Raw genomic sequence first — 25,511 nt, 5'->3', positions numbered from 1 at the left:
GCGGCGCGCAAATGCAGGGTTTCCCAACGGGGCTGTTCCATGGCTGAGTCTGATAATTTCAATACCACCGCCGGCTGGGTGCTGTTTTCAGGCATCGTCGCGCTGGGACTGTCCGCGGTGTCGAGCGGCTATTTCGGCGCCGATAAGGTCCACGCACCTAAGGAAGAAGCGGCTGAAGGCGGTGACGGCGGCAAGCCGGCCGTAGCAATTGAAACGCTGCTCGCCAGCGCTGATATGGCCAAGGGCGAAGCGACCTTCAAAAAATGCGCCAGCTGCCACACGGTCAACCAGGGCGGCGCAAACGGGATCGGGCCCAATCTTTATGGTGTGCTGGGCGAAGCGGTTGCAGCGGGCCGCGGCGGGTTTGCCTTCTCCGATGCGCTCAAGGGGAAGGGCGGCAAGTGGGATTTCACCACACTCAACGCCTGGCTGACAAATCCCAAGGCTTTTGCGCCGGGCACCAAGATGAGTTTTGCTGGCCTGCCCGATGCAGCTGAACGCGCCAACCTGATGGCATGGCTTAACACGCAGGGTTCCAACCTGCCGCTGCCCGCCGCGCCGGCTGCAGGCGCAGAAGGTGCGGCTGCCGCGGTTGCCGTGGTCGGCGATGCTGCTGCCGGCGAAAAGAGCTTTGCCAAGTGCAAGTCATGCCACACCATTACACCGGGCGGCGCCAATGGCATTGGCCCGAATCTGGCTGGAATCGCCGGCGATTCTGTCGCTGAAGGCCGTGGCGGCTTTGCTTTTTCGGATGCACTCAAGTCCAAAGGCGGAAAGTGGGATGACGCCAGCCTTGATGCGTGGCTGACCAATCCCAAGGCCTATGCGCCAGGTACGAAGATGAGCTTTGCGGGAATCGCCGATGCTCAGGAACGCGCCAACGTGATCGCGTACCTGAAGACCGCCAAGTAAAGCCGGACTTCATCGAAACGGACAACGGGCGGCGCTGCAAAGCGCCGCCCTTTTTCATGGCGGCTTGCCGAAGCGCGCGGATGATGGCCTATCCAGCGATCGCGCGCACTGCACCCACCAGCCGGTCCAGATCGCCGGTCGATGTCGACAGTGCCGGAGTGATTCGCACACAAGAGCCTGATGCGAGCCCGTCGCGGTGCACGCAAAAGATGCCGTGATCGTCCAGAAGCCTTTTGGCCAGCGCAACATTTTCCGCGTGCGAAGTTCGGCCTGTCATCCTGAACGAAGTGATTGCGCCATAAAGATCGGGATCATCCGGGGTCAGGATTTGCACTTGCGGCAGTCCGCGAAGTGGACGAACCCAGCGATCGCGCAGCACCTTCAACCGGGACTGGCGCAAGTCCGCGCCGATCGCTGCCTGAAAGTCCAAGGCCGCGGGAAGCGTCAGCTGCGCCGCATAGTCGGGCGTGCCGGTGTGCACCCGTGCGGTAATGCCTGCGCTGTCCGGACGCTCTGCCGGGTCGGGATCGATTGCGCCAATCCGCTCACGGCGGATATACAGCGCTCCGACCCCCAAGGGTGCACCAATCCACTTGTGGAGGTTGAAGCCGACAAAATCGGCGCCAAGATCGGGCAGGCGAAAATCGATCTGGCCAACGCTGTGCGCGGCATCGACCACCGCATCGGCGCCGTAGCGCCGGGCAATCGCGGTGATCGCGGCGATCGGCAGGACCAGTCCGGTGCGGTGGCTGACATGGGTCAGCAGAACCAGTCGGATCGCCGGATTGGACTTGAACGCTGCCTCATAAGCATCGATCAACCCTCGCCGCGTTGCGGGTTCTGGTAGCGGGATCCTGATCACGCGGACACTGCGCCGCGCAGCGAGCGATTCCATGCTGGTCTGCATGCTGTCGTAATCAAGATCAGCATAAAGCACCGCATCGCCAGGCTTCAGACGGTTGTACTGGAGGATCAGCGCCTTCATCGCTTCGGTGGCGTTTCGTGTCAGGACGATTTCATCGCTGCCAACGCCCATGGCCATGGCCAATTTGGCCCGAACTCCTTCGAGATCGCCGATCATCGTGCGGCGCGCGTAGTAGCTTGTGTCGCGGTTCACCCGTTCAACCATCGCGCGATAGGCGCGGAGAACCGGGCGCGGCATCATCCCCCAGTTGCCGTGCTCCAGCTGGATTACTTCGCGGGTCACGGCATATTCGCTGGCGATGGCAGACCAATCGCCGGCCTTCGCCCGGGCGCCCAGCGCGCTGGCGGCAAATGGCAGGGCCGCTGCCCCCATCAGCGATCTGCGATCGATTTCCATTCATGTGCCTTTCGCCAGCGAAGGGATGATGGTGACCCATCACAGTCGCGCTGTCGACGGGGCATAGTCCAAAACTTAGGGCTTTGTGATTTCCGGATTGGACACTAGGCACCGGTAACAAGCGTTTGGCGGCGCGGAAACGCCCTGCCGCGATAGAACCATAGCTCAGGCGTCGCCAATTTTTCACGCGTTTGTGTGGGGCACAATCATGGCAGCAACGCTTGCATCCCGATCCGGCAACCTGATCCTCAGCACCAGCAAGCCGCTGCGGCTGCTGACGCTGATCCTGTTCTATTTCACCCAGGGTTTTCCAGTCGGCTTGTTCTTCTATGCCGTGCCGGCCTGGATGAGTGCCAATGGCGCCAGCACCGCCCAGGTGGCATCCGTGGTTTCGGCGGCTTCGATGCCGTGGACGATCAAGCTGATCAACGGTTTCCTGATCGATCGCTACACATTCCTGCCCATGGGCCGCCGGCGGGCATGGATCATCGGCGCGCAGTCGGTTGCTGTCCTTGTCTTGTTAGCTGGCGCACTCGTTGCCCCAGCGGCCAGTAACGTTTTCCTGCTGTCCGCGCTCGCTTTTGGCGCCAACAGCGCCATCACTTTTCAGGACGTGGGGATCGATAGCCTGGCGGTCGACATCATGCCCGATGATGAACGGGCCAAGGCCGCCGGAATCATGTTCGGTGCCCAGCTGCTGGGTATGGCCACAGCCACAAGTCTGGGCGGTTACCTGTTCCAGCATGCCGGGATAACGGTAGCACTGGGAGTGCTTGCGGGGTTTCCCTTGCTTGTCGCGTTGTACGGCGTGGCTATCCGCGAGCGGCCGGGTGAACGGCGGCTGCCGTGGACTGCCGGTTCCAGCCATCCGCGCAATGTCGGCATCCAGGTCGATGCGTGGCGGCCGCTGCTAAAGTCGACTGGCAAATCCCTGCTGGTGCCCCTGACGCTTGCCATTGTGCCAATCCTGCTGCTGCGTTCGGTCCCCTCGGGCGGCTTCGAAGCATTCCATCCTGCACTGTTCACGCGCATGGCGGGCTGGCAGATCAGCGAATACACCAGCCTGGTGTCGACATCGCAAATGATCAGCGGCGTGGCGGGCTTGCTGATCGGCGGCGCGCTGATTGACCGGATTGGGACACGCGCCGGCCTGGTTGCTGCAGCTTCGCTTGGCGCTGCGGTGCTGTTTATCATGGGCCTTGCCAAACCACTCTGGGGGGAAACGTGGCTACTGGTGTCGCTGCAGATTTCCGCCGATTTGATCGGTCTGCTTTACAATATAGCCGTCATTCCGATCTGTATGCGGCTGTGTTCGCCGCGCGTTGCGGCCACTCAGTTCACGATCTACATGGCGTTGGGTAATTTTGGCAGACCAATCGGCGCCTCGCTCGCAGCGATGACTGCGGGAAATGGCCTTCCGGAATGGCTTTACTACAGCGGCGCGCTTGGCTGGACCGTAGTGGCCGTACTGGCGTTCATGGTCCGCTTCCCGGTTGGCAGTCAGGGCGAAGCTGAACTCGTGCATGATTTGCCCGACGCGGGCGGCATTGCTCCCAAAATGGACTAACCGCCGCCGTTCGCGCCCTTGAAACCCTGGGCGATCACATACCATTCCGAACTGTCCTTGCGGCTGGCAGGCGGCTTGGCGTGCTTGACGCTGGTAAAATGCTGCTTGAGCAGGGCCAGCAGATCGGCATCAGTCCCACCGGCCAGCACCTTGGCCACGAAAGCTCCGCCCGGCATCAGCGTTTCGATGGCGAAATGCGCGGCTGTTTCGACCAGGCCCATGGTGCGCAGGTGATCGGTCTGCTTGTGGCCCACCGTGTTGGCGGCCATGTCCGATATGACCAGATCGGGCGCGCCGTCCAATGCGCCGGTCAGCGCGGCGGGGGCATCGTCGGCCATAAAGTCCATTTGGAAAATCTCTACGCCTTCGATCGGATCGGTGGGCAACAGATCAATTCCGACGACTCGTGCCTGGGGGCTGCGCTGGCGCACCACCTGACTCCACCCGCCCGGGGCAATGCCCAGATCGACCACCCGGCGCGCCTGTTTTACCAGGCCGAACTTGTCGTCAAGCTCGATCAGCTTGAACGCCGCGCGGCTGCGCCAGCCCTGCGCCTTGGCCGCCTTGACATAGGGATCGTTTAACTGGCGTTGCAGCCACTTGGTCGAACTCTGGGTGCGCTTCTTGGCGGTCTTGACCCTTACGCCGGGGTCCTTGCCCGAACGGCTCATGCCAGGCCCCCTTCGCGGCGCGCCTTGCGCAGCGCGGCACGGCTTTTCTCCGCAGCCCCGCCGGCTGCCATCAGGCTGCGCAGGATCCCTTCGCGGATGCCGCGATCGGCCACGCCCAACCGGTCGGCGGGCCAGATATCAAGGATTGTTTCCAGGATCGCGCAGCCAGCCACCACCAGATCAGAGCGTTCGCGCCCGATGCAGGCCTGGGTGCGGCGCACTTCCGGGCTCATCCCTGAAAGCCGCGCGGCGATCCCGCGCATCGATTCGGCCGGAACGATCAGCCCATCGACCGCGCGGCGATCGTACTGCGGCAATTCCAGATGGACGCTGGCGAGGGTGGTGACGGTGCCGCTGGTGCCCAGAAGACGCAGCGGCACGGCACGTTTGCGTTCGTTCTCAAGCCGGTCCCAGACCCGCACCGTGAACGGCGCAAGACTGTCGCGCACCAGTTGGCGCATCCGGGCATAGCGGGCAGCGCGTCCGGCATCGTCATCGGGCTCGTCCCCGCAGGTTTCAGTAAGCGAGACAACGCCCCACGGCACCGATTGCCAGTCGTGAATACGCGGCACTTCGCCGCGTACGCTCTCCACCAGCACCATTTCTGTCGATCCGCCGCCGATGTCGAAGATCATCGCTGGCCCTTCGCCCTGTTCCAGCAGGAGATGGCAGCCAAGCACTGCCAGCCGCGCTTCTTCCTTGGCGCTGATTATGTCGAGCATGATGCCCGTCTCACGCTGGACCCTTTCGATAAATCTCTCGCCATTGGCGGCGCGGCGGCAGGCCTCGGTTGCGACCGAGCGGGCAAGGTAGACATTGCGGCGGCGCAACTTGTCAGCGCAGATGCTCAGCGCTCCCAACGCCCGGTCCATGGCCTCGTCGCTCAACCGACCCGCTTGCGCCAGCCCTTCGCCCAACCGGACGACCCGGCTGAAAGCATCGATCACGACGAAGTTGTCGCCTTGCGGCCGGGCGATCAGCAGCCGGCAATTGTTGGTGCCAAGATCAATCGCGGCAAAGGCCTGGCGATGAAAGGGCATTGCGCCCCACTGCGCAACGGGGCGTACCAAGGGATTGTTGTTCAGGCCGTCCGGGCGGTAAGAAGAACTGTCGGCTGGCGCCTTACCGATCGCGTCACCGCGTCCATCGGGTTCGTCGTCGGGGCCGCTGTGGTTCTCCTCGCGCATGGCCGGCGGATTGTTCTCCGCCATGATACGTGCACTCTTTATCGTTTTCCCACCGAATGCGGCGGGTACCTGGCGATGATGGTAGCGGCGGCGGCGGAAGGGGGCAAGCGCTGCGTGCAAATGTGCCCGCTCGCGCAGGCTTGACCTCGGTCCCGCGCCCTTCTAGAGGCACCGGCCTGTTGCCCGATCGTCTAATGGTAAGACTACGGACTCTGACTCCGTCAATCGAGGTTCGAATCCTCGTCGGGCATCCAATCTTTCCGCTTTGACCTACCAGGCCAGCAGGCGCGGCAGCAGCGTGCGTCCGGCTATGCCGCCGACAATGACGGTAAGCCCATGCCAAATGCCGATGTGGGGCAGGCCGTCGTGCTGGCACCATAGCGAGGTGGCAAACACGCCCGCCGATCCGGCTGCCACGCCGACCAGCAATCCCGCGCGCGGCGGCGAGGAAGGGGCACCGCGGCGCAGCCATATGATCAGCGCCGCTGCCGAAAGCACACTTGCTGCGCTGCCCAGTGCCAAGCAGTAGAGGCCGGCCGGGGCGAATGCCTGAACCAGACCGCTCATCCCGTCCTGTACGGCCAGAAACAGCGCGCCGGCGGGCAAAACAGCCGCCATCAACGCCGTCCAGCCCCAGCCATCGCGCCGCGCACCCACGGCTGGCCTCGCCATGGCAATTGCTGCGGAGGCCGAAGACAGTGCCAGCACGAGGAAAATCCCGGCCGCAATGACGGGCAAGGCGGCAGGGCGTCCTGCTGCAAAATCGGGGCGCATCCCCAAAATGCCGGTAACGAGCGCGGCGCCGGCCAGCAGAGCCAGCACGGCATAAGCCATGCCCCGGCTTTGATAAAGCGGTGCGGCCGGGCGCAGATCATCGACCAGCGCGGCAATCAGGGTGTCGGGATGATCGGACATCGTTTCAGGCTCTTTCAATCAGCGCCGCCAGCCGTTTCAGGCCGCGGTGGATATTTACTTTTATCAGGCTTTCGCTTTGCCCGGTCGAGGCTGAAGCTTCGGCAATCGACAACCCTTCGATCTTGACCAGTTCGATTGCCTGGCATTGGGCGCCGGGCAGCGCTTCGAACAGCCGGTCCAGGCTGAGCCGGGCAGACAGTGCCGGTTCGTCATCGGTGGCGATGTTGATCCCGTCGTCGACTGCAGCTGCAGCGTGACGATAGACCTGGCGCAGATGATCAACGAAGCGGTACCGGGCAATCGCGGCCAGCCACGGAATGACCGGTCGCTCTGGATCGTAACTGGCCAGTTTGCGGTGCACTGATAGCAAGGTGTCCTGCACCAGATCCTCGATCTGGTCGGGAGGAACCTTGCGCCGGAAATAGCGCAGCAACCAGCTGCGGCTTGCGCTGAGCATGGCGGCGTAGGCTTGCCGGTCGCCGCGCTGGGCAAGCCCCGTCAGGCGGGTCAGGGTGGCTTCATCGGCGATCATCCGCGGCTGCGCTGCCAAGTCAGAAGAGCATCCAGTGACAGCGCGCCGCCGCCGCGCAGGATCAGGATCAGGGCGAGGCCGATCCACAGCGCATGTTCGGACCACCACGCATCGGGATAGACGAACACTTGAATGACCAGCGTCATGATCGCCAGTCCCAGCGCAGAGGCACGGGTGAACAGGCCGACCAGCAACGACGCCGGCAGAATGTGTTCGGCTGAATTGGCCATCATCGCCGCCAGATCTGGTGGCAGCGGGACCCCGGCATATTCGCTGCGGAACAGCTCTCGAGCATTATCGGTGAGAGTAAACCAGGTACCTTCCTCGACCTTGGTTTGGCCTGAACGCCAGAATATACCGCCCAGCACAATCCGCACGAACAGCAGCATCAGGCTGTCAGGTACGCGTCCCGTCAACCAATGCGTCATTCGGTCATAGTGCGTCATCAGGGCGCCTACAGGTTTCACGGCTGCGGTTCGAGGGTGCCATGCCCGACCGGCGTTTTGATCGACAGACAGGTGCCGGCCTTGACCAATTTCCAGGCATTACCCTGATAATCGCGTGTCGAACTGCCGGCGCAACTGGTGCCGGGGCCGGCCTTGCAATCATTCTTGCCGGCCTTGGCTACGCCATAGCATTTTTCCGCTGGCGGCCTGGTGGCAGGCTGGGCCAGAGCGGCGGCCGAAACCGCGGCCATGGCGATCGCTGCCAACGCGGAACCTGTCGTAAATGCGGTCATAGGGATCTCCCGTTCGGGCATGGCCACCGCCGTGGTGACCCTTACCGTCCGGTTCGCTGGCGGGCCAGCACTGGTTACAGCCATTGGCCTGAGCGCGATCTTTTTTGATCGGCGTAACCGGCCGTGGGGATCGCGCGAACCAGCCAATGCCAAGTCGGCGCACAACCCCAAATGCTGGAGAGCACCCATGTCCACTCTCAAGACCGGAACTACCTTCGCCTCAGCCGCTGCAATGTTCGCGCTGTCGGCGCTGGCACATGCCGCTACGCCGCCCGCCGAAAGCACTGGCGCAGCGGTTGGCGCAAACGATATGGTACATTGCTACGGCGTCAACAGCTGCAAGGGCACAGCCGATTGCAAGACCACCGCCCATGATTGCAAGGGCATGAACAGCTGCAAGGGTCACGGCTTCAAGGCCATGGCAGCGGGCGCATGCCTGCAGCGCGGCGGCACTATCGGCGATATCGGATAAGGCCCCCCGAAAGGGTCGCACAGGCCCGGCCGGGTATCTCCCCCCTCCGCCCGGCCGGGCCACATTTCCCGCTTTCAAGGCTTGTTTCATGAACAAAAGCATCGGCCGCTTTGCCGGCTTCGGCCTGGGCCTGCGCAAGGAACATCATGCTCGCTTCCTGGAAGCCGATCAGCCGGTCGATTTTGTAGAGATCATTTCGGAAAACTTTATGGCTTGCGGCGGCCAGCCGCTGCGCACGCTTGACGCGGTGACCGAACGGTATCCCACCGCGATGCACGGTGTGGCGATGTCGCTCGGTTCTTCAGCCGGGCTCGATAGCAACTATCTGGCCGAGCTCAAAATGCTGGCCCACCGCGTCAAGCCGCTGTGGCTGTCGGACCATCTGTGCTGGACCGGAGCAGGCGGACGCGGCAGCCATGATCTTCTGCCGCTGCCTTATGACGACGAGGCGCTCGACGTTTGCATTGCCAACGTTACCCACGCCCAGGACGTGCTCGAACGCCCGCTGCTGATTGAAAATCCTTCAAGCTATGTCAGTTTTGCGCAAAACACGATGAGCGAGTGGCAATTCCTGGCCGCATTGACGCAAGAGACCGGATGCTATCTGCTGCTGGACGTCAACAACGTCTACGTCAGCAGCGTCAATCACGGCTTCGATGCGCTGGCTTTCCTCGATGGCATTCCGGCAGACCGGGTACGCCAGATACACCTGGCCGGGCACAGCAGCGGCCCACAAGGGCTTTTGATCGACACGCACGATGCGCCGGTTTGTCCGAAAGTCTGGGCGCTGTATCAAGCCGCAACGGCACGGTTTGGCCCCTGCGCGACCATGATTGAGCGCGATGATGCGATCCCGCAGCTGGAAGACTTGCTGGCCGAGCTTTCAATTGCGCGCTCCCATGCCGGGATCAAAGGGCTTGCAGCATGAGCCTTGCCGCGCTTCAGAAGACTTTTCTGGACGCAGTCAGCGCCGACGATGACGCGCCGGCTGTATCGCTTGGCATGGCGGTGTATCGCGATGCTTACCGCACCCGCTTGCTGGGCGCGCTGGAAAGCAGCTTCGAGCGGACCCGCCGCTGGACCGGAGACGCGGCTTTTGCCGCGGCGGCGTGTCACTACATCCTGACCCGGCCGCCTTCCAGCTGGACACTGGACGAATACGGCGCAGACTTTTCCGCTGCGCTTGAGACGTTGTTTGCCGGGGATTGCGAAGTAGCCGAACTGGCATGGATCGAATGGCACATGCAGCGCGCCTTCGCCGCGCGCGACAGCGCTACGCTGGACGCGGCACGGCTGGCTTCGGCCGGCCTTGAAGGCAGCGATTGGGACCGGCTGCAGTTCGTGCCCGCTGCCGGGTTTGCGCTGCGCCGATTGGGAACGGGTGCCCCTGCGCTGTGGACCGCGCTGGCCGACACCGGGGCGGCAGAGCCGGTGCTTGGTGAACCCGAGGAAAACCACATCATAGTCTGGCGCCGGGGACTGGTCCCCCAATTGCGCGTAATCTGTGCGGGGGAATACGCTGCGCTTAACCTGATCAGCGCAGGCGGGACGCTGGGCGAGCTAGCCAGCAGGCCGGACAGCGCAGAATTGGGCAGCTGGTTGGCCTTATGGCTCGTGCATGGGCTGTTTGCGGATTTCGCATTGGCTTCAGACCAGCCGGCTACAGCCTTGCTTTGACACGGCGCACCAATCCGGCAATCAGGGTTTCATGAGCAATGAACCCACGGACAAACGGCTCCATCGACGCCGTTTCTACAAGGCGGAGCAGGAAGCCAGCTTCGTCGAATCGCACAGCCATTCAACCCCGCAAACCTGCGATCCGGCCTATCGGCTGGCTTTCCGCGATACCGATTTCCTGCTGCGCGAAGAACTGCGCCCGGTGCGCTTTCAGCTGGAATTGCTGAAGTGCGAAATGCTGCTGGACGAAGCGAAAATCGGATCGACGCTGGTCTGTTACGGTTCTGCCCGGATACCATCGCCCGAAGCAGCACCCGAAGCGCTGAAGGTCGCCACCACGCCGGAACGCAAGGCGGTGATCGAACGGCTGGTGGCCAAGTCAAAATACTATGACGTGGCCAAGGAACTGGCCCGGATCGCTTCTGCTGCGGCGATCGTGGAAAAGGACATGCGCCAGTTCGTAGTGTGTTCTGGCGGCGGGCCATCAATCATGGAAGCGGCCAACCGCGGCGCGGTCGAGGCGGGGGCAGAAACCATCGGCCTCAACATCGTGTTGCCGCACGAACAGGCACCTAACACCTATGTCACCCCGCACCTGGCATTCCAGTTCCACTATTTCGCGCTGCGCAAGATGCACTTTTTGTTGCGGGCCAAGGCGGTAGCGGTATTCCCCGGTGGATTCGGCACCTTCGACGAGTTTTTCGAGCTGTTGACCCTGATCCAGACCGGCAAGATGAAACCGATCCCGATCCTGCTTTACGGCCGAGATTTCTGGGACAAGGTGGTCAACTTCGATGCCCTGGTTGAAGAAGGCGTGATCAATGCCGATGACATCAAGCTGTTTCACCGTGTCGAAACAGCTGACCAAGGCTGGCAAGTGATCTGCGACTTTTACGATATCGCAGCCCAGAACTGAAAAATGGCGCTAACCCCGCGCGTCGGCATGGCCAAGCGGGCCGCTGCCCGCCCCAAAGCCGGGCGCAGCGCGCAACGCGGAACGGACGAACAGGCGCGCCCGGTCGACCGCCTCGGGCAGTGGCAGACCTTTGCCCAGATAGGTGGCAATTGCACTGGACAAGGTACACCCGGTGCCGTGGGTATGGGAGGTGTGGATGCGGGTGCCAGCCATGACATGCGGCGGTTCGCCGGGCAGACACAGCACGTCTTCCACCCGCTCGCCGGTTCCATCGCCGCCCTTGGCAAGATAGGCCACTCTACGCGCCGCCATGCCGTCATGCCCGCCCAATGCTGCTAATTCGGCCACATTAGGTGTGGTCAGCGCGGCAAGCTGCATCAACCGTTCGAAAGCGCTGATTGTGTCCGCATCGGCCAGCGCCGCCCCGCTGCTGGCAACCATCACAGGATCGAACACGATCGGCAGCCCGGCATGTTCCAGTACTTCGGCGACGCAGCCGGCAATCCCGGCCGATCCAAGCATCCCGATCTTCACGGCATCCGCTCCGATATCGGACAGGCACGCATCGATCTGCGCGCGCACCAGATCAGGGCCGATCACTTCAACGGCTGTCACCCCCAGAGTATTTTGCGCGGTGATCGCGGTGATCGCGGTCATCGCATAACCGCCCAGCATGGTGATCGTCTTGATATCTGCCTGGATCCCGGCCCCGCCCGAACAGTCGGATCCGGCGATCGAAAGGATGCGCGGCGGGGGCATTACCCCTTGAACTTCCGCTCGGCCGATGGCGGATGCTTGGCGTGGAGATGTTTGGCGCGGGTCGGGCGATCCAGCAATTCGCCGCCGCAATTCGGGCAACGTTCGTCGATGGCGTCGGCGCAGGCAGTGCAGAACGTGCATTCGAAGCTGCAGATGAACGCACCAGGCAGGTCTGCGGGAAGATCGGTGCCGCAGCGTTCGCAGTCGGGGCGCATGTCCAGGCTCATGCCGCGACATCCTGCACTGCGGCGCAGATCGCATCGACCACCTTTTCGACCTGGGCGGCATCGTCACCTTCTGCCATGACCCGGATTACCGGTTCGGTGCCAGACGGGCGGATGACCAGGCGCCCCTTGCCCGCAAGCTGCGTTTCGGCATCCGCAATCACGCTTTTCACGCGTGCATCGTCAAGCGGCTTACCGCCGCCAAAGCGTACGTTTTTCAGCAGCTGCGGCACCGGATCGAACAGGTGAAGCAGATCGCTTGCCTTTTTGCCTGATTGAACCAGCGCGGCCAGCACCTGTAGCGCAGCCACGGTCCCATCGCCTGTCGTGCCGTGATCGAGCAGGATCATGTGGCCCGACTGTTCTCCGCCCACGTTGAAGCCGCCGGCCTTCATCATTTCCAGGACATAGCGGTCACCCACTCTGGCGCGTTCGAGCGTCAGGCCATGCCCGGCAAGATAGCGTTCGAGGCCCAGGTTGGACATGACCGTTGCGACCACACCGCCGCCGCGCAAATCGCCGCGCGCGGCCAGCTGCGTGCCGATCAGCGCCATTATTTGATCGCCATCGACAGTCTGGCCTTTTTCATCGACCACAATCAGCCGGTCGGCATCGCCGTCCAGCGCGATGCCAATGTCGGCGCCGCTGGCCACGACTGTTTCCTTGATCAATTCAAGGTGGGTCGAACCGCACTTGGCGTTGATGTTGGTGCCGTTGGGTTGAACCCCGACGGCGATCACCTCGGCCCCCAGTTCCCACATTGCCGAAGGCGCAACCTGATAAGCGGCACCGTGGGCGCAATCGACCACAATTTTAAGCCCATCAAGACGCACGTCATCGGGGAGCGATCCCTTGACGGCATGAATATAGCGTCCGCGCGCATCCTCAATCCGGCGGGCGCGGCCGATATCGGTGGCGGGCGCCAGCGCAAGTTCCTGGCCAAGCATGGCCTCGATCGCCAGCTCGTCCGCGTCGGACAGCTTGAAGCCATCGGGACCGAACAGCTTTATGCCGTTGTCCTGGTATGGATTGTGGCTGGCCGATATCATGACGCCAACATCGGCGCGCAGTTCGCGGGTCAGCATGGCAATAGCAGGGGTTGGCAACGGCCCGGTCAAGACCACGTCCATTCCCACACTGGTGAACCCGGCAACAAGCGCATTCTCGATCATGTAGCCCGACAGGCGCGTGTCCTTGCCAATCACCACCCGGTGACGGTGGCTGCCGCGCAGAAAGCGGGTGCCTGCCGCCTGGCCAACCTTCATCGCCACGGCGGCGGTCATCACCCCTGCATTGGTTAGTCCGCGAATTCCGTCGGTACCAAAATAATTGCGTCCCATGCCCCTGCCCATAGCATCGCTGCGCCGAAAAATTGCTATGTCGCGCCGCGCCGTTAATGTCACGCGGCGAGTGTGCCCTATTCGCCGGAGCAAGCCTTAATGAACGAGAGAACCCAAGCCGCCACGTTCCCCGAAATCAAGGTGCCGGCAGGGCTGACGTTTGCCGGGCTGGTGCTGGGCTTTGCAGTCGGCGTGGCTTTGGCCGGAACGCCGATACTTGAAGGGCTGCTCAGGTTTGCGACACCGGCTGGTGCGCTGTGGCTGCGTGCGCTCCAGATCACCATTCTCCCCCTGGTCATCGGTCTGGTCTACACCGGGATCACCCAGACCCTCGAAGCAGCCGGCGGCGGCGCGCTGGCCCGGCGTGCCGTGACCACATTCTGCGCCATCCTGCTGGCTTCCGGCTTGATCTCGGCATTGCTGGTTCCAGCCCTGCTGACCGCTTTTCCGATCCCGGCGCGGGCGGCTGCCGCGCTCAGCGGGGGTGCAGCCGAGGCAGGGAAGGTACCCAGCTTTTCCGAAATCCTGATGGCAATGATGCCCGATAACATCTTTGCTGCGGCCAGCAACGGGGCAATGCTGCCAATCGTCCTGTTCGTTTCGGTTCTGGCCGTTGCCGCGACCCGCGTCGCACCAGAGCCGCGCCGCCAGATGGGCCTGCTGTTCGAAGGCTTGGCGGCCGCAATGATGGTGGTCGTCGGCTGGGTGCTTATGCTGGCCCCGATCGGGGTCTTTGGCCTTGCCGTGACACTGGCGGGTGCCAGCGGAGCCGATGCCATCGGGGCGCTGGCACACTACATCCTGATCGTGGTCGCGGCGGGCACGGTGGTCCTGCTGGGCGCGCTAGTCTTCGCAGTCATCGCCGGCAAGCAAGCGCCTGCGGCGCTGGCCCGGGCGCTGATGCCGGTTTACGCCGTTGCCATTTCGACCCAGTCCTCGCTCGCCAGTTTGCCGGCCATGCTCAGCGCAACCCGGCGGCTCGGCGTACGCGAATCAACCGCCGATTTCGTCCTGCCGCTGGCCGTGGCAATCTTTCGTGCGACCAGTCCGGCAATGAACATGGGGGTTGCAATCTACTGCGCCTACCTCACCAACACGCCGCTGACTGCGATTGCACTGGCAGCGGGCGTCCTTGTTGCGTTCCTTGTCTCGCTCAGTTCGGTGTCGCTGCCCGGAACGCTAAGCTTCGTCGTTTCCGTCGGTCCGATTGCTTTGGCCATGGGCGTGCCCGTGGGTCCGTTGGCGCTGCTTGTCGCGGTGGAGGTACTGCCCGACATCATGCGTACACTGGGCAATGTCACCGGCGATGTGGCCGTCACCACGGCTGTCGATCGGCGGCATCAAGCCGACTAGGCCGGTTCAGGCTCGCTTTCAGGAAAAAGGGGCTCGCCAAATACGAAACCGATCAGGTTGGGCCGCCCGACGTGGTGGAACAGCGCGGTCAAAACCAGCAGGATCGGCATGGCCAGCAGTGCGCCAACCACACCCCAGATCCAGTAAAACACGCTGATTGCTGCCAGGATCATCACGGGGTTGAGCGTAAAGCGGCGGCCCAGTACGGCTGGCGTCACAAAGTTGGCCTCAATCGCGTGGAGGCCAAGATACAGTGCCGGGGGCAGCAGACCTTCAAACACGTTTGGCGCGCTGCCAAGTCCGAACAAGGCAAGCAGCGCCATCATCACCAGCGGTCCCAGATAGGGCAGGAAGTTTAGCATCGCGGCAAGCCCGCCCCACATCAGCGGTGCCTTCAGCCCAAGCAGCGCCGCCCCTATCGTTACGATCACGCCGACGCCCAGATTAATGAGACCGACGGTCGCCATGTAGGAAGCCACCAGATCCTGCACTTCGCGCAGCACCCGGGCGGCCTTGAGCTTGGTCGATCCGTGACTGCGGTCCTGCAACAACCTTTCGCGCATGCGCACGCGCGATTCGATCATGAAAAAGCTCATCAGAACAGTGACCAGCGTTTCGATCACGACCGCGGGGGTGGCGAAGACGAACTGTTCGACCACGTTGGGGCCGGCCAAGACGACTTCGCGGGCCTTGTTGTGGCCAGCCAGGCGGTCCAGCGTGTTGTTTATATCGTTGATCCAGCCCAGATTGCCGCGCAGTTGCGAAACCCGCTGGGCAACCTTCTGAGTCATCGACGGCAGCTGATCGAATGTATCGAGCATGGGCTGCATGATCGCTGACAGCAAGATGCCGAACAGCCCCAGCGCCGCGACCAGAGACAGGAACGAGGCAAGCGGGTTGGGAATCCCGAGGCGCGCAAGCTGATCGGCCAGCGGCGAAACCAGAATCGACAGGATGAGGGCGGCAGTAAGTGGCAGGAAGACCACCGATCCGATCGACAGCACAAACGGAAGCGCCAGCAGCACTCCGATCCCCAATAACAGGACGATCGCCGACAGCAGCCGCGGCACCCCATGGTCCGAGGGCAGATCCGCCGCAGTGTTGGTGTTGTTACTATCCATGACGAGCCGCCAGCGCCTTCCCCGATTGCATATCCTGCCTAACGCAGGACAGCGCGAAAGGCTCCGCTACAGTGCCTTGGCGTAGATGGTGTATTCCTTGTTGACGTGGCTGTCGATTGCCTGGGCAATGGCGTTCATCCCCTGGTTGTCATCCAAAATCCAGCCGATCTCGCCCCGTGTGGCGCCGTAACGGGTCACAGCATTGCGGCGAATAAACTCGATCATCATAAAAGCCAGCTGGCTTGCAAGTCGGCTTGACTGATGCTGCTTGACGACGCCCATCAGCGGCACCCGCATGGTTCGCACTTTTGGTTTGCGCAGCCAGGCCAGCAACTTGATCCAGCCGAAAGGAAACAGCTTGCCGCGCATCGGCTTCAGCACTTCGTTCATGTCGGGCAGGGTCATCATGAAGGCGACCGGCTGACCTTCGTATTCGGCGATCATGATCAAGTCTTCGCGCACGATCGGTTTGAACTTCTTGCCGGCGTAGGCGATCTCCCGGTCGGTAAAGGGGACGAAACCCCAGTTGTCCGACCAGGCATCGTTGAGAATGTGGAGGATCAGTGCTGCTTCGGCATCGAACCTGCTCTTGTCGACGCCGCGGATGCGGATTTTGGCGTTCCTCTCTCCTGACTGAATGATCCGCTCGATCAGCGGCGGAAACGGCATGGTGATGTCGAGCTCATACGTGTTGAGCAGCTTGGCCGGCTTGTATTCCAGTGCCTCGATATAGTGTTGATAGCGCTGCGGCTGATGGCCCATCATTACCGTGGGCGAATGGTCGAAACCCCTGGTCAGCTGGCCAGGCTCTTCCCAGATCGACATCGAGAGCGGGGCAAGCACACGGGTCATGCCCTTTTCGCGCAGCCATTCTTCGGCGCGCCCAATCAGCGCCTGAGCCACTGCCTCGTCCTCGGCTTCCAGCAGGCCCCAGTTGCCTGTTCCCGGCCCCATACCCTGTTCGGCTGGCTGAGCCGTGGCCAGATGATCGATATGCGCGGATATCCGCCCGACAACGGCATCGCCGCGCCGGGCCAGGAACAGCTGGACATCGGCATGGTCAAAGAACGGGTTCTTGCCCGGCGTGATCAGCTCCAATGCCTCCATGCGCAGCGGCGCAACCCAGGCCGGATCATCAGCGTTAAGCCGGTACGCCAGATCGACAAAAGCGGCGCGTTCAGCCTTGGTTTCGACCGGAGTGATAAAAAGGTCTGCTTTTGCCACGATCATGCCTTTGTTGGGGTGCAGGGGCGACTGCGATTTGGCCGTTTGGCTTGTCAGGCACGCCTTGGCGACCCATTTTGGCGAAAATGTGTGCAGGCCGCGATTTTGCCGGCCGGGCCAAGGCGGATTTTGTGAAGAAATGAGCGTACATCAACCGATCACCGCGACCAGCGGCCCTAACACCGCGCAGCGGATGGCAGCGATCCCCGATGACATGGGGATGTTGCGCGCCGCGGTGGAACTGACCCGCGACATATCCGCCGCGCGCGGTGCGATCTACTGGCCCGACATGCTGCTGTCGGCAGGGCTGGGTTATGCCGGGATTGCCGGGGCAATCCTGCTGGACAATCCCTGGGCGGCGCTTGCCAGCGGCGCCGTGGCGGTCATCGCGCTGTACCGCGCGCTGCTGTTCATTCATGAACTGACCCATATCCATCGCACAGCCTTGCCGGGTTTCCGTTTCGGCTGGAATGTACTGGTGGGCATTCCGGTGCTGACCCCGTCGTTCATGTACGAAGGCGTTCACACCCTGCATCACGCGCGCACCCGCTATGGAACGGGGGAAGATCCGGAATATCTGCCGCTTGCCCTGATGAAATGGTGGAGTCTGCCGGTGTTTGCGCTGGTCGCCTTGCTGCTGCCGATCGGCCTTTTGATCCGTTCTGCGTTGCTTGTGCCGCTGGGCACAGTCGTTCCGCCGCTGCGCACCTTGGTGTGGGAACGGGCCAGCGCGCTGTCGATCAATCCCGATTTCCGCCGCCGCCCGCCTGAAGGCGATTTTGCCCGCATGGTGTTCTGGCAGGAACTGGGGGCCAGCCTGTGGGCCTGGTGCCTGCTGGCCAGCACTCAGGTGCTGGGCTGGCGTCCGCTGGTGATTGCTTTGGCGATTGTCTCGATCACCGCCCTGTTCAACCAGGTGCGCACGCTGGTGGCGCATCTGTGGGAGAATGAAGGCGATCCGATGACTGTCACCGCGCAGTACCTCGATTCGGTCAATGTGCCCCCGCCGGGTATCTGGGCGGAACTGTGGGCGCCGGTCGGCCTGCGCTATCACGCGCTGCACCACCTGCTGCCCTCGATGCCATACCATTCGCTGCCCGAAGCGCATCGCCGCCTGCGCGCCGCGCTGGGCGCTGGATCAACCTATGACGGGGCAAATTATCCTGGCCTCGTTCCGCTGGTGGCCCGGCTGGCACGCAGCACGATGATCGCGCGCTGAAAGCCGCCACCGCTATTCCTCGGTTCGGACCAGAACGGTTTCGCCAACCAGCGCGAACAGCAGGAACGGTGCCCAGGCCGCGATAAGGGGAGTGTAGCCGCCGAAATTGCCTACCGCGAGCGCGGCGTTGTCGACCACGAAATAGGCAAAACCCAGCGCCATGCCGACCACGGCGCGGACCAGCAACTGGCCGGACCGGGCCAGGCCAAACGCCGCGACCGATCCCAGCAGCGGCATCAGCAGCGCGGAAAGCGGGCCAGACAGCTTGTGCCACCATTTGGCGTCAAGCGCATCGGTGCGGCGCCCGGCAGCGCGCAGTTCCTCGATCTGGCGACCAAGCGTGATGATATTCTCGCCGTCCGGATCGATCTTGCTGATCGCCACCTGCGCCGGGGTCACGCTTTGTGAGACAACCGTGTCGCCCAGCTTCTGCGTCTGCGTGGCCGCAACATTGAAAACGGTCGGCTCCTGCAGCTGCCAGCCCGGATTGGCATAGACCGCGCGCGGGCTGCGCATTTGCTGGATGACCATGCCGCCCGGATCGCGGCGATAGAACGATACGTCGTCCATTATCGTAGCAGGTCCGCTGCCGGTCACTGTGCGGGCGGCCAGGATGTTGTCCCCATCGCGCAGGTAGACGTTTGATCGCGATCCGCTTTCGGCCGGGATGGGATAATATTTGAGGTCATTCCAGACCTTCAGCGTGCCGGCCGATCTGGCCACGACGGTTTCGTTGAAGACAAGGCTAACAAGCGAGATTACGCCAGCGGTCAGCAGCAACGGGGCCAGCACCTGGTGCGCCGAAAGCCCGCCGGCGCGCATGGCGATAACCTCGCTGTTCTGATTGAGCGGCCAGAAAGTAAACAATGTTGCCAGAAGGACCGAATAGGGCAGGAAACGGGAAATCAACTGGGGCACATTAAGCTGGACAAAGCGCCAGATTTCAGCCTGACCATTCCCCGGCACCGCCAGGATATCGCCGCTTTCGGACAGCAATTGCAGCGCTTGCAGTACCAGCACCAGCAGGACCAATACGCCCAGAATGCGGCCGACGAACAGCTTGACCAGGTACCACGTCAACGTGGGCGAGGGGAACAACGAGGCAAACATCAGGCCGTCTCCGCCGCCGCTGGACCGCCGGTGCGCCGCCGGATCAGCTTCATGATCCGCTTGCCCAGATTGCCCACGACCTTTTCAAGTGCTCCGATCGCCTGCCCGCCCGGTACGTAGGCGACGCGCCAGTACATCCATACGATCAGCGCGGCAAACAGCACGAACGGCCCCCACAGGATCACCGCGGGCGAAAGGCGGCCCAGCGCTGCCACGGCCTGCCCGTATTCGTTGATCTTGTGATAAGCCACGACCATCACGATCGATACGAACAGCCCGAGCGACGAAGTCGACCGTTTGGGCGGGATCGCCAGCGCAACGGCCAGCAGCGGCAACAACAGCATCATCACCACTTCGACCAGCCGGAACGAAAGGCTTGCGCGGGTCTCATTCCTCATCTGGCTTGAAGCGTCCTGGCTCCACCCGATCTTCATCAGTTCAGGCAGGATGTATTCGCGCTCCTTGCCGCCGCGCTGACGGAACTTCTCGATCGCTGGAAGGTCAATCGGCAGATCGTGGCGGGTGAAAGTCAGCACGCGCGGGGTCTGTCTGGGATCGTCCTGGATGATCTGCCCGTCGGTCAGCCGCAGGATGATAGTATCGGGGTTTTCCTGCAGGGCCAGGAAGCGCCCTTCGCGGGCGCTGATGGTCAGCACTTCGCCGCGCGGGCTGTTGACCCGGGCGTAAATGCCGATCAGGCGGCGGCCTTCCTCGCGGCTCTGCTCGATCCGCAGCGCCATTTTGTCCTGCAGGGTGGTAAACTCACCCACCTTGATCGAGGCGCCCAGCGCCCCTGATCGCAGTTCAAACTCAAGCTGTTCGTACCAGTACCGCGAAAGCGGCTGGAGATAGCCGACGATCACCAGGTTAAGCGCGGCCAGTACCAGCGTGATGGCATAAGGCATGCGCAGCAGCCGGGTATAGCCCAGCCCGACCGCGCGCATCACGTCCAGTTCGCTGGACGTCGCCAGCTTGCGAAAAGCCAGCAGGATCCCCAGCATCAGCCCCAGCGGGATCGCCAGACTGGCGTATTCGGGCAGCAGATTGGCCAGCATGCGGAACACCACGCCGATCGGACCGCCTTCGCTGGCGACAAAATCGAACAGCTTCAGCATCTTGTCGAGGATCAGCAGCGACGCGGCGATCAAAAACACCGCTGCCATCGGGACGAGCGTCAGGCGCAGGATATAGCGATCGATGGCAGGGAGAAATTTCAAAGGTGAGGCAATCGGTTCCGGTCGGGTCAAGGTCTCCATACCCATCGCGGCGCATGGGCGAAAGCGCGAAAGTGCCGCTGGCGCCGGGGCGGTGACAGTCATAGATCAGGGTCAGGGTGACGAAGGGGACGGCGATGACGATAGCTGAACAGGGATCGGCGGAAAACCATGCTGTAGCGCGTATCGGCTGGTTGCGCGCCGCAGTTTTGGGTGCGAATGACGGAATAGTTTCCACAGCCAGCCTGGTCGTCGGCGTCGCAGCGGCGGCCAGCGCCAAGCACGAGGTTGTGGTTGCCGGCGTTGCCGGCCTGGTTGCCGGCGCCATGTCGATGGCGGCCGGCGAATATGTTTCGGTATCAAGCCAGGCCGATACCGAAGCTGCCGATCTTGTTCGTGAACGCGGCGAACTTGCGGCTTTGCCCGCCAAGGAGCTGGACGAACTGACCGGGATATACCGTGGGCGCGGCTTGTCTGAAGATCTCGCCAGGCAGGTGGCCGAATCGCTGACGGCGCACAATGCGCTGGCTACACACGCCCGCGACGAATTGGGCCTTGCCGAGATGCACCGCGCCCGTCCGATCCAGGCCGCGCTGACCTCGGCCGCGACCTTTTCCGTCGGCGCGGCGCTGCCTCTGGGGGCCGCTGTCCTGACGCCCCTGGGACAAATCCCGCTGAGTGTGTCCTTTGCGGCACTGTGTTTCCTGATGCTGCTGGGCGCAATTGGCGCGGCGGCCGGCGGTGCGCAGGTTACCAAAGGTGTGGTCCGGGTGGCGTTTTGGGGTGTCATGGCCATGGCCGCGACCTATTTCATTGGCAGCCTGTTTGGAACGAGTGCGGCCTGATTAGATGGAACTTGGCAGCGTTTGTTTTGTTTGCAAAAAGATGAAATCGCTTCGCCCGATCGCCCTGAACCTTATCCTGGCCAGCATGGCGTCATGCACCACCCTGCCGCAAACTGCGCATGATCGCTTTGCGCTTACCGGTGCGGCATTGGATGCTGACGGCATGGCCTCGATCGGCAAGGTTCCGGCCAGTCCGTGGCCAAGCGTGGCCCCGCCTGAACCGGGGGCAAGCGAAACGGGGGGCGAGATCTATGCGCGTGAAGCGCCTCCCGCCCAGGTTGAGGCCGACGCCCGCTATCCGTTTCACCTGTTTCCGCGGTCGAAATCGGCGGCGACCATCGTCCTGACTTCGGCAACCTACGGGACCGTCTTGCTTGATCACGGCTGCTTCCGGCGAGCGGACCGAAAGGGCAAGCCCGGCAATCTGGTGCTGTTCGATCGCAATGCCCAGATCGGGCGCGACAGCCAGGGCTATCTGGCTGTGTTCGACAGCGGCAAGCCATCAGCGCGCGTCGGTGAGCCCGCGATCTGGGGCGGCTATCCCGGCGCAAACGAACGCGATCCCGATGTGCGCAAGCTGCGCGAAGTATGCGGCGAGGGGCCGATCGATGCGGTTGGCATTCCATCCAGCGTCCGGCTGTTTTCACTGCCATACCCTGAATGGGTCGCAAATTATGCCCGTGTGAAGAAGATCAGCTATCAGGCTGCGTGGGACCGTGCGATTGCCTGCATGAAGCGCCGTGAGGCTGATGGCACAGGCGGGCTGGAAGCGCGCGACAGCTGCATCGACCAGTATAACTGACCGGGTGGCCGTTCAGGCCTTTTCCAGCGTGCATTGCAGCGGGTGCTGGTTCTGCTTGGCAAAGTCCATCACCTGATTGACCTTGGTTTCGGCGACCTCATAGGTGAAGATACCGCAAACTCCCACACCCTTCTGGTGCACGTGAAGCATTACGCGGGTCGCCTGTTCCATATCCATGGAAAAAAATCGCTTCAGGCAGACCACCACGAACTCCATCGGGGTGTAATCGTCGTTGAGCATCAGCACCTTGAACTGGCTGGGCTTCTTGGGCTTGGCCCGGGTCTTGGTGGCGACGCCGATCTGGTTCTGCCCACCGGCATCACCCCCCTTGTCAGGGTCATCGGTGGCACTGTTGGCCAGAGGATCGGGTAGGCGGTTGAGCTGCATCATCGCAAAATATCGCATCGAAGGGATGTCCGGACAAGTGCTTGCGGCAAAAGCGTTGCCAAAAAACGAACGGGCCGGACAGCGCATTGGCTGTCCGGCCCGGGTTTTCGGCTCGCGGCGCGGCGGGGAGAGAGGTGCCCGGCGCCGCGAGGAACGGCCGCTTACGCGGCCTGCTTGACCTTTTCGATCGCTACGCTGACGCGGGTCGAGATCGGGGCAATCGCTTCGTTGGCCAGCTTGAGCATGGCTTCCGAACGCTTCGAACCGGTCGCGACGACAGCGTCGAAGTTGCGGCGCATGATTTCGCCCTGCAGCTTGAAGAAGTCAGTCGGCGACTTGACGGCGGCCATCTGCTTCACGTCGGCCTGGACGGTTTCGATCACGGCCTTGCCTTCAGCGACATAGTCCTTGCCCATGTCCTGCAGGCCGGCGGCCAGGATCTTGCCCGATTCGACCAGAGCTTCGACGTTGCCCTTGGTGAACGCGCCGGCATCGCCGAACATTGCCTGGCTCTTTTCAAACGCGACCTTGGCGCGGTCCTGCGCTTCGGCAACGGCGTCCTTCATCTTTGCGGTGAAGTCTTCGGTGGTGGTCTTGGTCTTGGTCATGACGGTATCCTTAAACTTGTTCAGGGTGGAAACCTGCGCTGCCGGCTGTGCAGCCTTGGCAGGGGCAGGCTTGGTGATCTTCTTGGGCGCAGCCTTTTTGACGCCAGCTTTCTTGGCGGCGGGCTTTGTTGCGGCGGGCTTGGCCTTTACAGTCCTGGCAGCGGGCGCCGGCTTGGTCGCAGCCTTGGGGGACGCGGCCTTCGGCGCGGCAACCTTGGCTACGGGTTCTGCCTTGGCTTCGGTCTGCTCGGCAGCGGCTGCATAAGCCTTCTGCGCGGCGGCTTCCGCCTTGGCGGCGTCAATCTTTGCTTCAGCGGCGTCGGCCATCTGTCACATCCTTGTTTGTCCCGTGCCGACCTTCGGCCCGGTCATTGTTGCACTGCACAAAATAGATATTGCGAGTGCGAAGTCAAGGAATTTTTGTGCAGTGCAGCATAAACCCGATTTAGACTGCAAGATGATGGACTTACCGCGCCTTTACATAGCTGCCCGGCGCATCTTCCAGCACCGTATCGCCCTTGCCGCCGGGAACACGCTTGCCATTGGCGGGTACTTCGGCCGCGTCCTGTCCGCGCAGCCATGCGATCCAGTGGGGCCACCAGCTTCCCGGCGTCTCGGTTGATCCGGCGATAAACTCGGCCAGCGTGTCAGCTGGCCCGCCATTGGTCCAGTACTGGTACTTCTTTGCCGCCGGCGGATTGACCACGCCGGCTATGTGGCCTGAACCTGCCAGCAGAAATGTTGCCGGTCCGCGCAGATGCCGGGTCAGACGCCAGACGCTTTCAGCCGGGGCGATATGATCCTCGCGCCCGGCCTGGATAAAGGCCGGCGTCTCGATCCGCGTCAGGTCGATCGGTGTACCCAACGCCGACAGCGCATCGGGTATGACCAGCTTGTTGTCGCGGTACAGATCCTTGAGATAGGCCGCGTGCCACTTGGCTGGCAGGTTGGTGACATCACCGTTCCAGTGCAGCAGATCGAACGCGGGATAGTCTTCGCCCAGCAGATAATTCTTGACCACGTAGTTCCAGATCAGATCGTTGCCGCGCAGCATGTTGAAGGTGGCCGACATGACCCGTCCGTCAAGGTAACCGGTCTGCGCCGAAAGTTTCCCCAGCGCATTGAGCTGCTGATCGTCAATGAACACTTTGAGTTCGCCCGATTGCTCGAAATCGACCTGGGCGGTGAAGAAGGTCGCGCTTTTGATCCTGTCCGCCTCGCCCCGCCGGGCGAGCACGGCCAGCGTAGCAGCCAGGGTCGTACCGGCCACGCAGTAACCAATGGTGTGAACCGCCTTGACCCCCAGCCGCGCGCGGACCTGTTCGACCGCGTCGATCTGTGCGGCGATGTAATCGTCCCACAACAGGTCGGCCATGGTCTCGTCAGCCGATTTCCACGACACGACGAAAACTGTCACACCCTGGTCGACCGCCCACTTGATAAAGCTTTTCTGCGGGGCCAGATCCAGGATGTAAAACCGGTTGATCCACGGCGGAAAAATGACCAGCGGCACGTCCAGCACCGTGTCCGTCGCCGCTCTGTACTGGATCAACTGATACAGCGGCGTCTGGTAAACCACCTTGCCCGGCGTGGTGGCGATATTTTCGCCCAGTTTGAACGCATCGGGATCGACGTGGGTCAACTGCCCGCGGCGCAGGTCCGCCAGCAGATGTTCCATCCCCTTGACCAGGTTTTCGCCGCGCGATGCCAAGGTTTTTTCCACCACCAGCGGATTTGTCAGCGGGAAATGAGCCGGGCTCAACGCCTCAACCAGAGTGCGCGCAGCAAACCGCAGCTGTTCGGCTTTGGCGGGATCGTCGGTATGGGCCGCATCAGCCATGGCCATGACTTGTTCCGCCAGCATCAGGTAGGTTTGGTGCACCAGTGCAAAAAACGGCTGTTCGCGCCATTTGGGATCGGCAAACCGGCGGTCCTTACGCGGCAAGACGGGAGCATCGGAATTATCGCCTGCGGCCTTGGGGCCGATGCCGTATTGACCCAGCACGCCTTCCCACAAAGCCAGGCTGTCTTCCCACAACCGCTTTTGGGTATCGGGATTGGCCAGCGGCAAGGCTTTGAGCCAGCCCTGCATGATGTCCAGCCAATTGCCTGGATCTCCCAGCATCGAAGGCATTTTCTGGGCGTTGACGGACAGTTGCTGTTGCTGGAAATCGAACCACAGCATCTGCATGCGCTGCGCCACGCTGGCCCATTGTGCCAGATCCTGGGCGCCGGGCCCCGGATCGCCCGAGCGGCCCAGTGGCGCAAACAGCTGCTGCGGTGCCTTGAACAGGTCAGCCAGGAAAGCGGCAGGGTCGGCGGGCTGGTCAGTCATCACAAAGGCTCCATCACCGGGCGCCTTGCGGCGCCTTGCGCGTTGCACCTCTTCTCCGCTT

Annotated in this window: 28 protein-coding genes and 1 tRNA gene; 12 read left to right on the top strand and 17 right to left on the bottom strand. The window is 62.4% G+C overall.

Translation table 11 applies throughout. The features are described 5' to 3' along the window. Positions 1-39: 39 nt before the first annotated feature. A complete protein-coding gene (locus Q0L62_RS06270; protein ID WP_296677950.1) occupies positions 40-912 on the top strand; it encodes a c-type cytochrome in 873 nt (290 codons plus the stop codon). Between the two features lie 88 nt (positions 913-1,000). On the opposite strand, the gene Q0L62_RS06265 is transcribed toward Q0L62_RS06270, so the two are convergent. After that, positions 1,001-2,233 carry an aminotransferase class V-fold PLP-dependent enzyme gene (locus Q0L62_RS06265; RefSeq protein WP_296677947.1) on the bottom strand — a complete coding sequence of 411 codons (1,233 nt, stop codon included), beginning with the start codon at positions 2,231-2,233 and terminating at the stop codon, positions 1,001-1,003. A gap of 208 nt (positions 2,234-2,441) precedes the next feature. On the opposite strand from Q0L62_RS06265, the gene Q0L62_RS06260 reads away from it, so the two are divergent. Next, positions 2,442-3,800 (top strand): MFS transporter, encoded by a 1,359-nt coding sequence (locus Q0L62_RS06260; protein ID WP_296677945.1) that lies wholly within the window; start codon positions 2,442-2,444, stop codon positions 3,798-3,800. Here Q0L62_RS06260 and Q0L62_RS06255 read toward each other — a convergent pair. Continuing rightward, positions 3,797-4,471 carry an RlmE family RNA methyltransferase gene (locus Q0L62_RS06255; protein ID WP_296677943.1) on the bottom strand — a complete coding sequence of 225 codons (675 nt, stop codon included), beginning with the start codon at positions 4,469-4,471 and terminating at the stop codon, positions 3,797-3,799. The genes Q0L62_RS06260 and Q0L62_RS06255 overlap by 4 nt on opposite strands. Then, complete coding sequence (locus Q0L62_RS06250) at positions 4,468-5,511, bottom strand: Ppx/GppA phosphatase family protein (RefSeq protein ID WP_296678081.1); 1,044 nt, start codon at positions 5,509-5,511, stop codon at positions 4,468-4,470. Before Q0L62_RS06250 ends, Q0L62_RS06255 begins: the two co-directional genes overlap by 4 nt. 327 nt (positions 5,512-5,838) lie before the next feature. Here Q0L62_RS06250 and Q0L62_RS06245 point away from each other — a divergent pair. After that, positions 5,839-5,912 (top strand) — tRNA-Gln (locus Q0L62_RS06245). Positions 5,913-5,928: 16 nt separating this feature from the next. Here the strand turns inward: Q0L62_RS06245 and Q0L62_RS06240 are convergent. Genes Q0L62_RS06240 through Q0L62_RS06225 form a run of 4 tightly spaced genes read right to left on the bottom strand, consistent with a single transcriptional unit; the run spans position 5,929 to position 7,844 of the window. Then, complete coding sequence (locus Q0L62_RS06240; protein WP_296677940.1) at positions 5,929-6,573, bottom strand: NrsF family protein; 645 nt, start codon at positions 6,571-6,573, stop codon at positions 5,929-5,931. Between the two features lie 4 nt (positions 6,574-6,577). Continuing rightward, the gene (locus Q0L62_RS06235; protein ID WP_296677938.1) at positions 6,578-7,105 is read right to left on the bottom strand and encodes a sigma-70 family RNA polymerase sigma factor; all 528 of its coding nucleotides are present in this window, start codon (positions 7,103-7,105) and stop codon (positions 6,578-6,580) included. After that, positions 7,102-7,551, bottom strand: coding sequence for a DoxX family protein (locus Q0L62_RS06230; RefSeq protein WP_296677936.1), 450 nt, complete (start codon positions 7,549-7,551; stop codon positions 7,102-7,104). The genes Q0L62_RS06235 and Q0L62_RS06230 overlap by 4 nt, the downstream gene beginning before the upstream one ends. A 17-nt stretch (positions 7,552-7,568) precedes the next feature. Next, complete coding sequence (locus tag Q0L62_RS06225) at positions 7,569-7,844, bottom strand: DUF2282 domain-containing protein (RefSeq protein ID WP_296677933.1); 276 nt, start codon at positions 7,842-7,844, stop codon at positions 7,569-7,571. 19 nt (positions 7,845-7,863) lie between these two features. On the opposite strand from Q0L62_RS06225, the gene Q0L62_RS14435 reads away from it, so the two are divergent. The 4 genes from Q0L62_RS14435 (at position 7,864) to Q0L62_RS06205 (ending at position 10,909) form a co-directional block, all read left to right on the top strand. Further along, positions 7,864-8,316 carry a hypothetical protein gene (locus Q0L62_RS14435; RefSeq protein WP_367183262.1) on the top strand — a complete coding sequence of 151 codons (453 nt, stop codon included), beginning with the start codon at positions 7,864-7,866 and terminating at the stop codon, positions 8,314-8,316. Positions 8,317-8,404: 88 nt separating this feature from the next. Continuing rightward, positions 8,405-9,244, top strand: a complete 840-nt coding sequence (locus tag Q0L62_RS06215; protein WP_296677930.1) for a DUF692 domain-containing protein — start codon at positions 8,405-8,407, stop codon at positions 9,242-9,244. Continuing rightward, positions 9,241-9,993: a DNA-binding domain-containing protein gene (locus Q0L62_RS06210; protein ID WP_296677927.1), complete on the top strand. Its 753-nt coding sequence runs from the start codon at positions 9,241-9,243 to the stop codon at positions 9,991-9,993. Before Q0L62_RS06215 ends, Q0L62_RS06210 begins: the two co-directional genes overlap by 4 nt. A gap of 31 nt (positions 9,994-10,024) precedes the next feature. After that, positions 10,025-10,909: a TIGR00730 family Rossman fold protein gene (locus tag Q0L62_RS06205; RefSeq protein WP_296677924.1), complete on the top strand. Its 885-nt coding sequence runs from the start codon at positions 10,025-10,027 to the stop codon at positions 10,907-10,909. A 9-nt stretch (positions 10,910-10,918) separates the two neighbouring features. On the opposite strand, the gene thiD is transcribed toward Q0L62_RS06205, so the two are convergent. The 3 genes from thiD to glmM are packed head-to-tail and all read right to left on the bottom strand — an operon-like array spanning position 10,919 to position 13,232. Further along, positions 10,919-11,668: a bifunctional hydroxymethylpyrimidine kinase/phosphomethylpyrimidine kinase gene (thiD, locus tag Q0L62_RS06200; RefSeq protein ID WP_296677922.1), complete on the bottom strand. Its 750-nt coding sequence runs from the start codon at positions 11,666-11,668 to the stop codon at positions 10,919-10,921. Continuing rightward, on the bottom strand, positions 11,668-11,895 hold the full coding sequence (locus Q0L62_RS06195) for a DUF1272 domain-containing protein (RefSeq protein WP_296677920.1): 228 nt from the start codon (positions 11,893-11,895) through the stop codon (positions 11,668-11,670). Before Q0L62_RS06195 ends, thiD begins: the two co-directional genes overlap by 1 nt. Next, complete coding sequence (gene glmM, locus Q0L62_RS06190) at positions 11,892-13,232, bottom strand: phosphoglucosamine mutase (protein ID WP_296677917.1); 1,341 nt, start codon at positions 13,230-13,232, stop codon at positions 11,892-11,894. The genes Q0L62_RS06195 and glmM overlap by 4 nt, the downstream gene beginning before the upstream one ends. 99 nt (positions 13,233-13,331) lie before the next feature. Between glmM and Q0L62_RS06185 the strand changes: the two genes are divergently transcribed. Then, positions 13,332-14,585, top strand: a complete 1,254-nt coding sequence (locus tag Q0L62_RS06185) for a cation:dicarboxylase symporter family transporter (RefSeq protein WP_296677914.1) — start codon at positions 13,332-13,334, stop codon at positions 14,583-14,585. Here the strand turns inward: Q0L62_RS06185 and Q0L62_RS06180 are convergent. Together Q0L62_RS06180 and Q0L62_RS06175 are read right to left on the bottom strand one after the other, a co-directional pair. Beyond that, complete coding sequence (locus tag Q0L62_RS06180) at positions 14,582-15,706, bottom strand: AI-2E family transporter (RefSeq protein WP_296677912.1); 1,125 nt, start codon at positions 15,704-15,706, stop codon at positions 14,582-14,584. The genes Q0L62_RS06185 and Q0L62_RS06180 overlap by 4 nt on opposite strands. Positions 15,707-15,772: 66 nt before the next feature. Continuing rightward, on the bottom strand, positions 15,773-16,930 hold the full coding sequence (locus Q0L62_RS06175) for an N-acetyltransferase (RefSeq protein ID WP_296677909.1): 1,158 nt from the start codon (positions 16,928-16,930) through the stop codon (positions 15,773-15,775). A 139-nt stretch (positions 16,931-17,069) separates the two neighbouring features. Between Q0L62_RS06175 and Q0L62_RS06170 the strand changes: the two genes are divergently transcribed. Further along, positions 17,070-18,149 carry a fatty acid desaturase gene (locus tag Q0L62_RS06170; protein WP_296677907.1) on the top strand — a complete coding sequence of 360 codons (1,080 nt, stop codon included), beginning with the start codon at positions 17,070-17,072 and terminating at the stop codon, positions 18,147-18,149. A gap of 12 nt (positions 18,150-18,161) precedes the next feature. Here the strand turns inward: Q0L62_RS06170 and lptG are convergent, their stop codons facing one another. Both lptG and lptF read right to left on the bottom strand, forming a co-directional pair. Further along, positions 18,162-19,259, bottom strand: coding sequence for an LPS export ABC transporter permease LptG (gene lptG / locus Q0L62_RS06165; protein ID WP_296677904.1), 1,098 nt, complete (start codon positions 19,257-19,259; stop codon positions 18,162-18,164). Further along, positions 19,259-20,476, bottom strand: a complete 1,218-nt coding sequence (lptF, locus tag Q0L62_RS06160) for an LPS export ABC transporter permease LptF (RefSeq protein WP_296677901.1) — start codon at positions 20,474-20,476, stop codon at positions 19,259-19,261. Before lptF ends, lptG begins: the two co-directional genes overlap by 1 nt. Between lptF and Q0L62_RS06155 the strand changes: the two genes are divergently transcribed. Genes Q0L62_RS06155 through Q0L62_RS06145 form a run of 3 tightly spaced genes read left to right on the top strand, consistent with a single transcriptional unit; the run spans position 20,457 to position 22,120 of the window. Next, a complete protein-coding gene (locus tag Q0L62_RS06155) occupies positions 20,457-20,624 on the top strand; it encodes a hypothetical protein (protein ID WP_296677898.1) in 168 nt (55 codons plus the stop codon). The genes lptF and Q0L62_RS06155 overlap by 20 nt on opposite strands. Beyond that, positions 20,611-21,318 carry a VIT family protein gene (locus Q0L62_RS06150; RefSeq protein ID WP_296677896.1) on the top strand — a complete coding sequence of 236 codons (708 nt, stop codon included), beginning with the start codon at positions 20,611-20,613 and terminating at the stop codon, positions 21,316-21,318. The genes Q0L62_RS06155 and Q0L62_RS06150 overlap by 14 nt, the downstream gene beginning before the upstream one ends. Before the next feature lie 40 nt (positions 21,319-21,358). Then, positions 21,359-22,120, top strand: coding sequence for a hypothetical protein (locus tag Q0L62_RS06145; protein ID WP_296677893.1), 762 nt, complete (start codon positions 21,359-21,361; stop codon positions 22,118-22,120). A 12-nt stretch (positions 22,121-22,132) separates the two neighbouring features. Here the strand turns inward: Q0L62_RS06145 and clpS are convergent, their stop codons facing one another. From clpS to Q0L62_RS06130, 3 genes are all read right to left on the bottom strand, one after another. Next, entirely contained in the window at positions 22,133-22,525 is a 393-nt protein-coding gene (clpS, locus tag Q0L62_RS06140) for an ATP-dependent Clp protease adapter ClpS (protein WP_296677891.1), read from the bottom strand. Positions 22,526-22,668: 143 nt separating this feature from the next. Then, positions 22,669-23,442 (bottom strand): phasin family protein, encoded by a 774-nt coding sequence (locus Q0L62_RS06135; RefSeq protein WP_296677888.1) that lies wholly within the window; start codon positions 23,440-23,442, stop codon positions 22,669-22,671. A 139-nt stretch (positions 23,443-23,581) separates the two neighbouring features. After that, complete coding sequence (locus Q0L62_RS06130) at positions 23,582-25,450, bottom strand: class I poly(R)-hydroxyalkanoic acid synthase (protein ID WP_296677885.1); 1,869 nt, start codon at positions 25,448-25,450, stop codon at positions 23,582-23,584. Positions 25,451-25,511: the final 61 nt, after the last annotated feature.

The organism is Novosphingobium sp. (genome assembly GCF_024642085.1).
GTDB lineage: Bacteria > Pseudomonadota > Alphaproteobacteria > Sphingomonadales > Sphingomonadaceae > Novosphingobium.
The sequence above is the reverse complement of the archived record's forward strand: the minus strand, read 5'-3'. Positions and strand labels throughout refer to the sequence as shown.

Coding starts and splice junctions, on each gene's coding strand:
- Q0L62_RS06270 (WP_296677950.1), top strand. CDS start 40: ATGGCTGAGTCTGATAATTTCAATACCACCGCCGGCTGGGTGCTGTTT.
- Q0L62_RS06265 (WP_296677947.1), bottom strand. CDS start 2,233: ATGGAAATCGATCGCAGATCGCTGATGGGGGCAGCGGCCCTGCCATTT.
- Q0L62_RS06260 (WP_296677945.1), top strand. CDS start 2,442: ATGGCAGCAACGCTTGCATCCCGATCCGGCAACCTGATCCTCAGCACC.
- Q0L62_RS06255 (WP_296677943.1), bottom strand. CDS start 4,471: ATGAGCCGTTCGGGCAAGGACCCCGGCGTAAGGGTCAAGACCGCCAAG.
- Q0L62_RS06250 (WP_296678081.1), bottom strand. CDS start 5,511: ATGCCCTTTCATCGCCAGGCCTTTGCCGCGATTGATCTTGGCACCAAC.
- Q0L62_RS06240 (WP_296677940.1), bottom strand. CDS start 6,573: ATGTCCGATCATCCCGACACCCTGATTGCCGCGCTGGTCGATGATCTG.
- Q0L62_RS06235 (WP_296677938.1), bottom strand. CDS start 7,105: ATGATCGCCGATGAAGCCACCCTGACCCGCCTGACGGGGCTTGCCCAG.
- Q0L62_RS06230 (WP_296677936.1), bottom strand. CDS start 7,551: ATGACGCACTATGACCGAATGACGCATTGGTTGACGGGACGCGTACCT.
- Q0L62_RS06225 (WP_296677933.1), bottom strand. CDS start 7,844: ATGACCGCATTTACGACAGGTTCCGCGTTGGCAGCGATCGCCATGGCC.
- Q0L62_RS14435 (WP_367183262.1), top strand. CDS start 7,864: ATGGCCACCGCCGTGGTGACCCTTACCGTCCGGTTCGCTGGCGGGCCA.
- Q0L62_RS06215 (WP_296677930.1), top strand. CDS start 8,405: ATGAACAAAAGCATCGGCCGCTTTGCCGGCTTCGGCCTGGGCCTGCGC.
- Q0L62_RS06210 (WP_296677927.1), top strand. CDS start 9,241: ATGAGCCTTGCCGCGCTTCAGAAGACTTTTCTGGACGCAGTCAGCGCC.
- Q0L62_RS06205 (WP_296677924.1), top strand. CDS start 10,025: ATGAGCAATGAACCCACGGACAAACGGCTCCATCGACGCCGTTTCTAC.
- thiD (WP_296677922.1), bottom strand. CDS start 11,668: ATGCCCCCGCCGCGCATCCTTTCGATCGCCGGATCCGACTGTTCGGGC.
- Q0L62_RS06195 (WP_296677920.1), bottom strand. CDS start 11,895: ATGAGCCTGGACATGCGCCCCGACTGCGAACGCTGCGGCACCGATCTT.
- glmM (WP_296677917.1), bottom strand. CDS start 13,232: ATGGGACGCAATTATTTTGGTACCGACGGAATTCGCGGACTAACCAAT.
- Q0L62_RS06185 (WP_296677914.1), top strand. CDS start 13,332: ATGAACGAGAGAACCCAAGCCGCCACGTTCCCCGAAATCAAGGTGCCG.
- Q0L62_RS06180 (WP_296677912.1), bottom strand. CDS start 15,706: ATGGATAGTAACAACACCAACACTGCGGCGGATCTGCCCTCGGACCAT.
- Q0L62_RS06170 (WP_296677907.1), top strand. CDS start 17,070: ATGAGCGTACATCAACCGATCACCGCGACCAGCGGCCCTAACACCGCG.
- lptG (WP_296677904.1), bottom strand. CDS start 19,259: ATGTTTGCCTCGTTGTTCCCCTCGCCCACGTTGACGTGGTACCTGGTC.
- Q0L62_RS06155 (WP_296677898.1), top strand. CDS start 20,457: ATGGCAGGGAGAAATTTCAAAGGTGAGGCAATCGGTTCCGGTCGGGTC.
- Q0L62_RS06150 (WP_296677896.1), top strand. CDS start 20,611: ATGACGATAGCTGAACAGGGATCGGCGGAAAACCATGCTGTAGCGCGT.
- Q0L62_RS06145 (WP_296677893.1), top strand. CDS start 21,359: ATGAAATCGCTTCGCCCGATCGCCCTGAACCTTATCCTGGCCAGCATG.
- clpS (WP_296677891.1), bottom strand. CDS start 22,525: ATGCGATATTTTGCGATGATGCAGCTCAACCGCCTACCCGATCCTCTG.
- Q0L62_RS06135 (WP_296677888.1), bottom strand. CDS start 23,442: ATGGCCGACGCCGCTGAAGCAAAGATTGACGCCGCCAAGGCGGAAGCC.
- Q0L62_RS06130 (WP_296677885.1), bottom strand. CDS start 25,450: ATGACTGACCAGCCCGCCGACCCTGCCGCTTTCCTGGCTGACCTGTTC.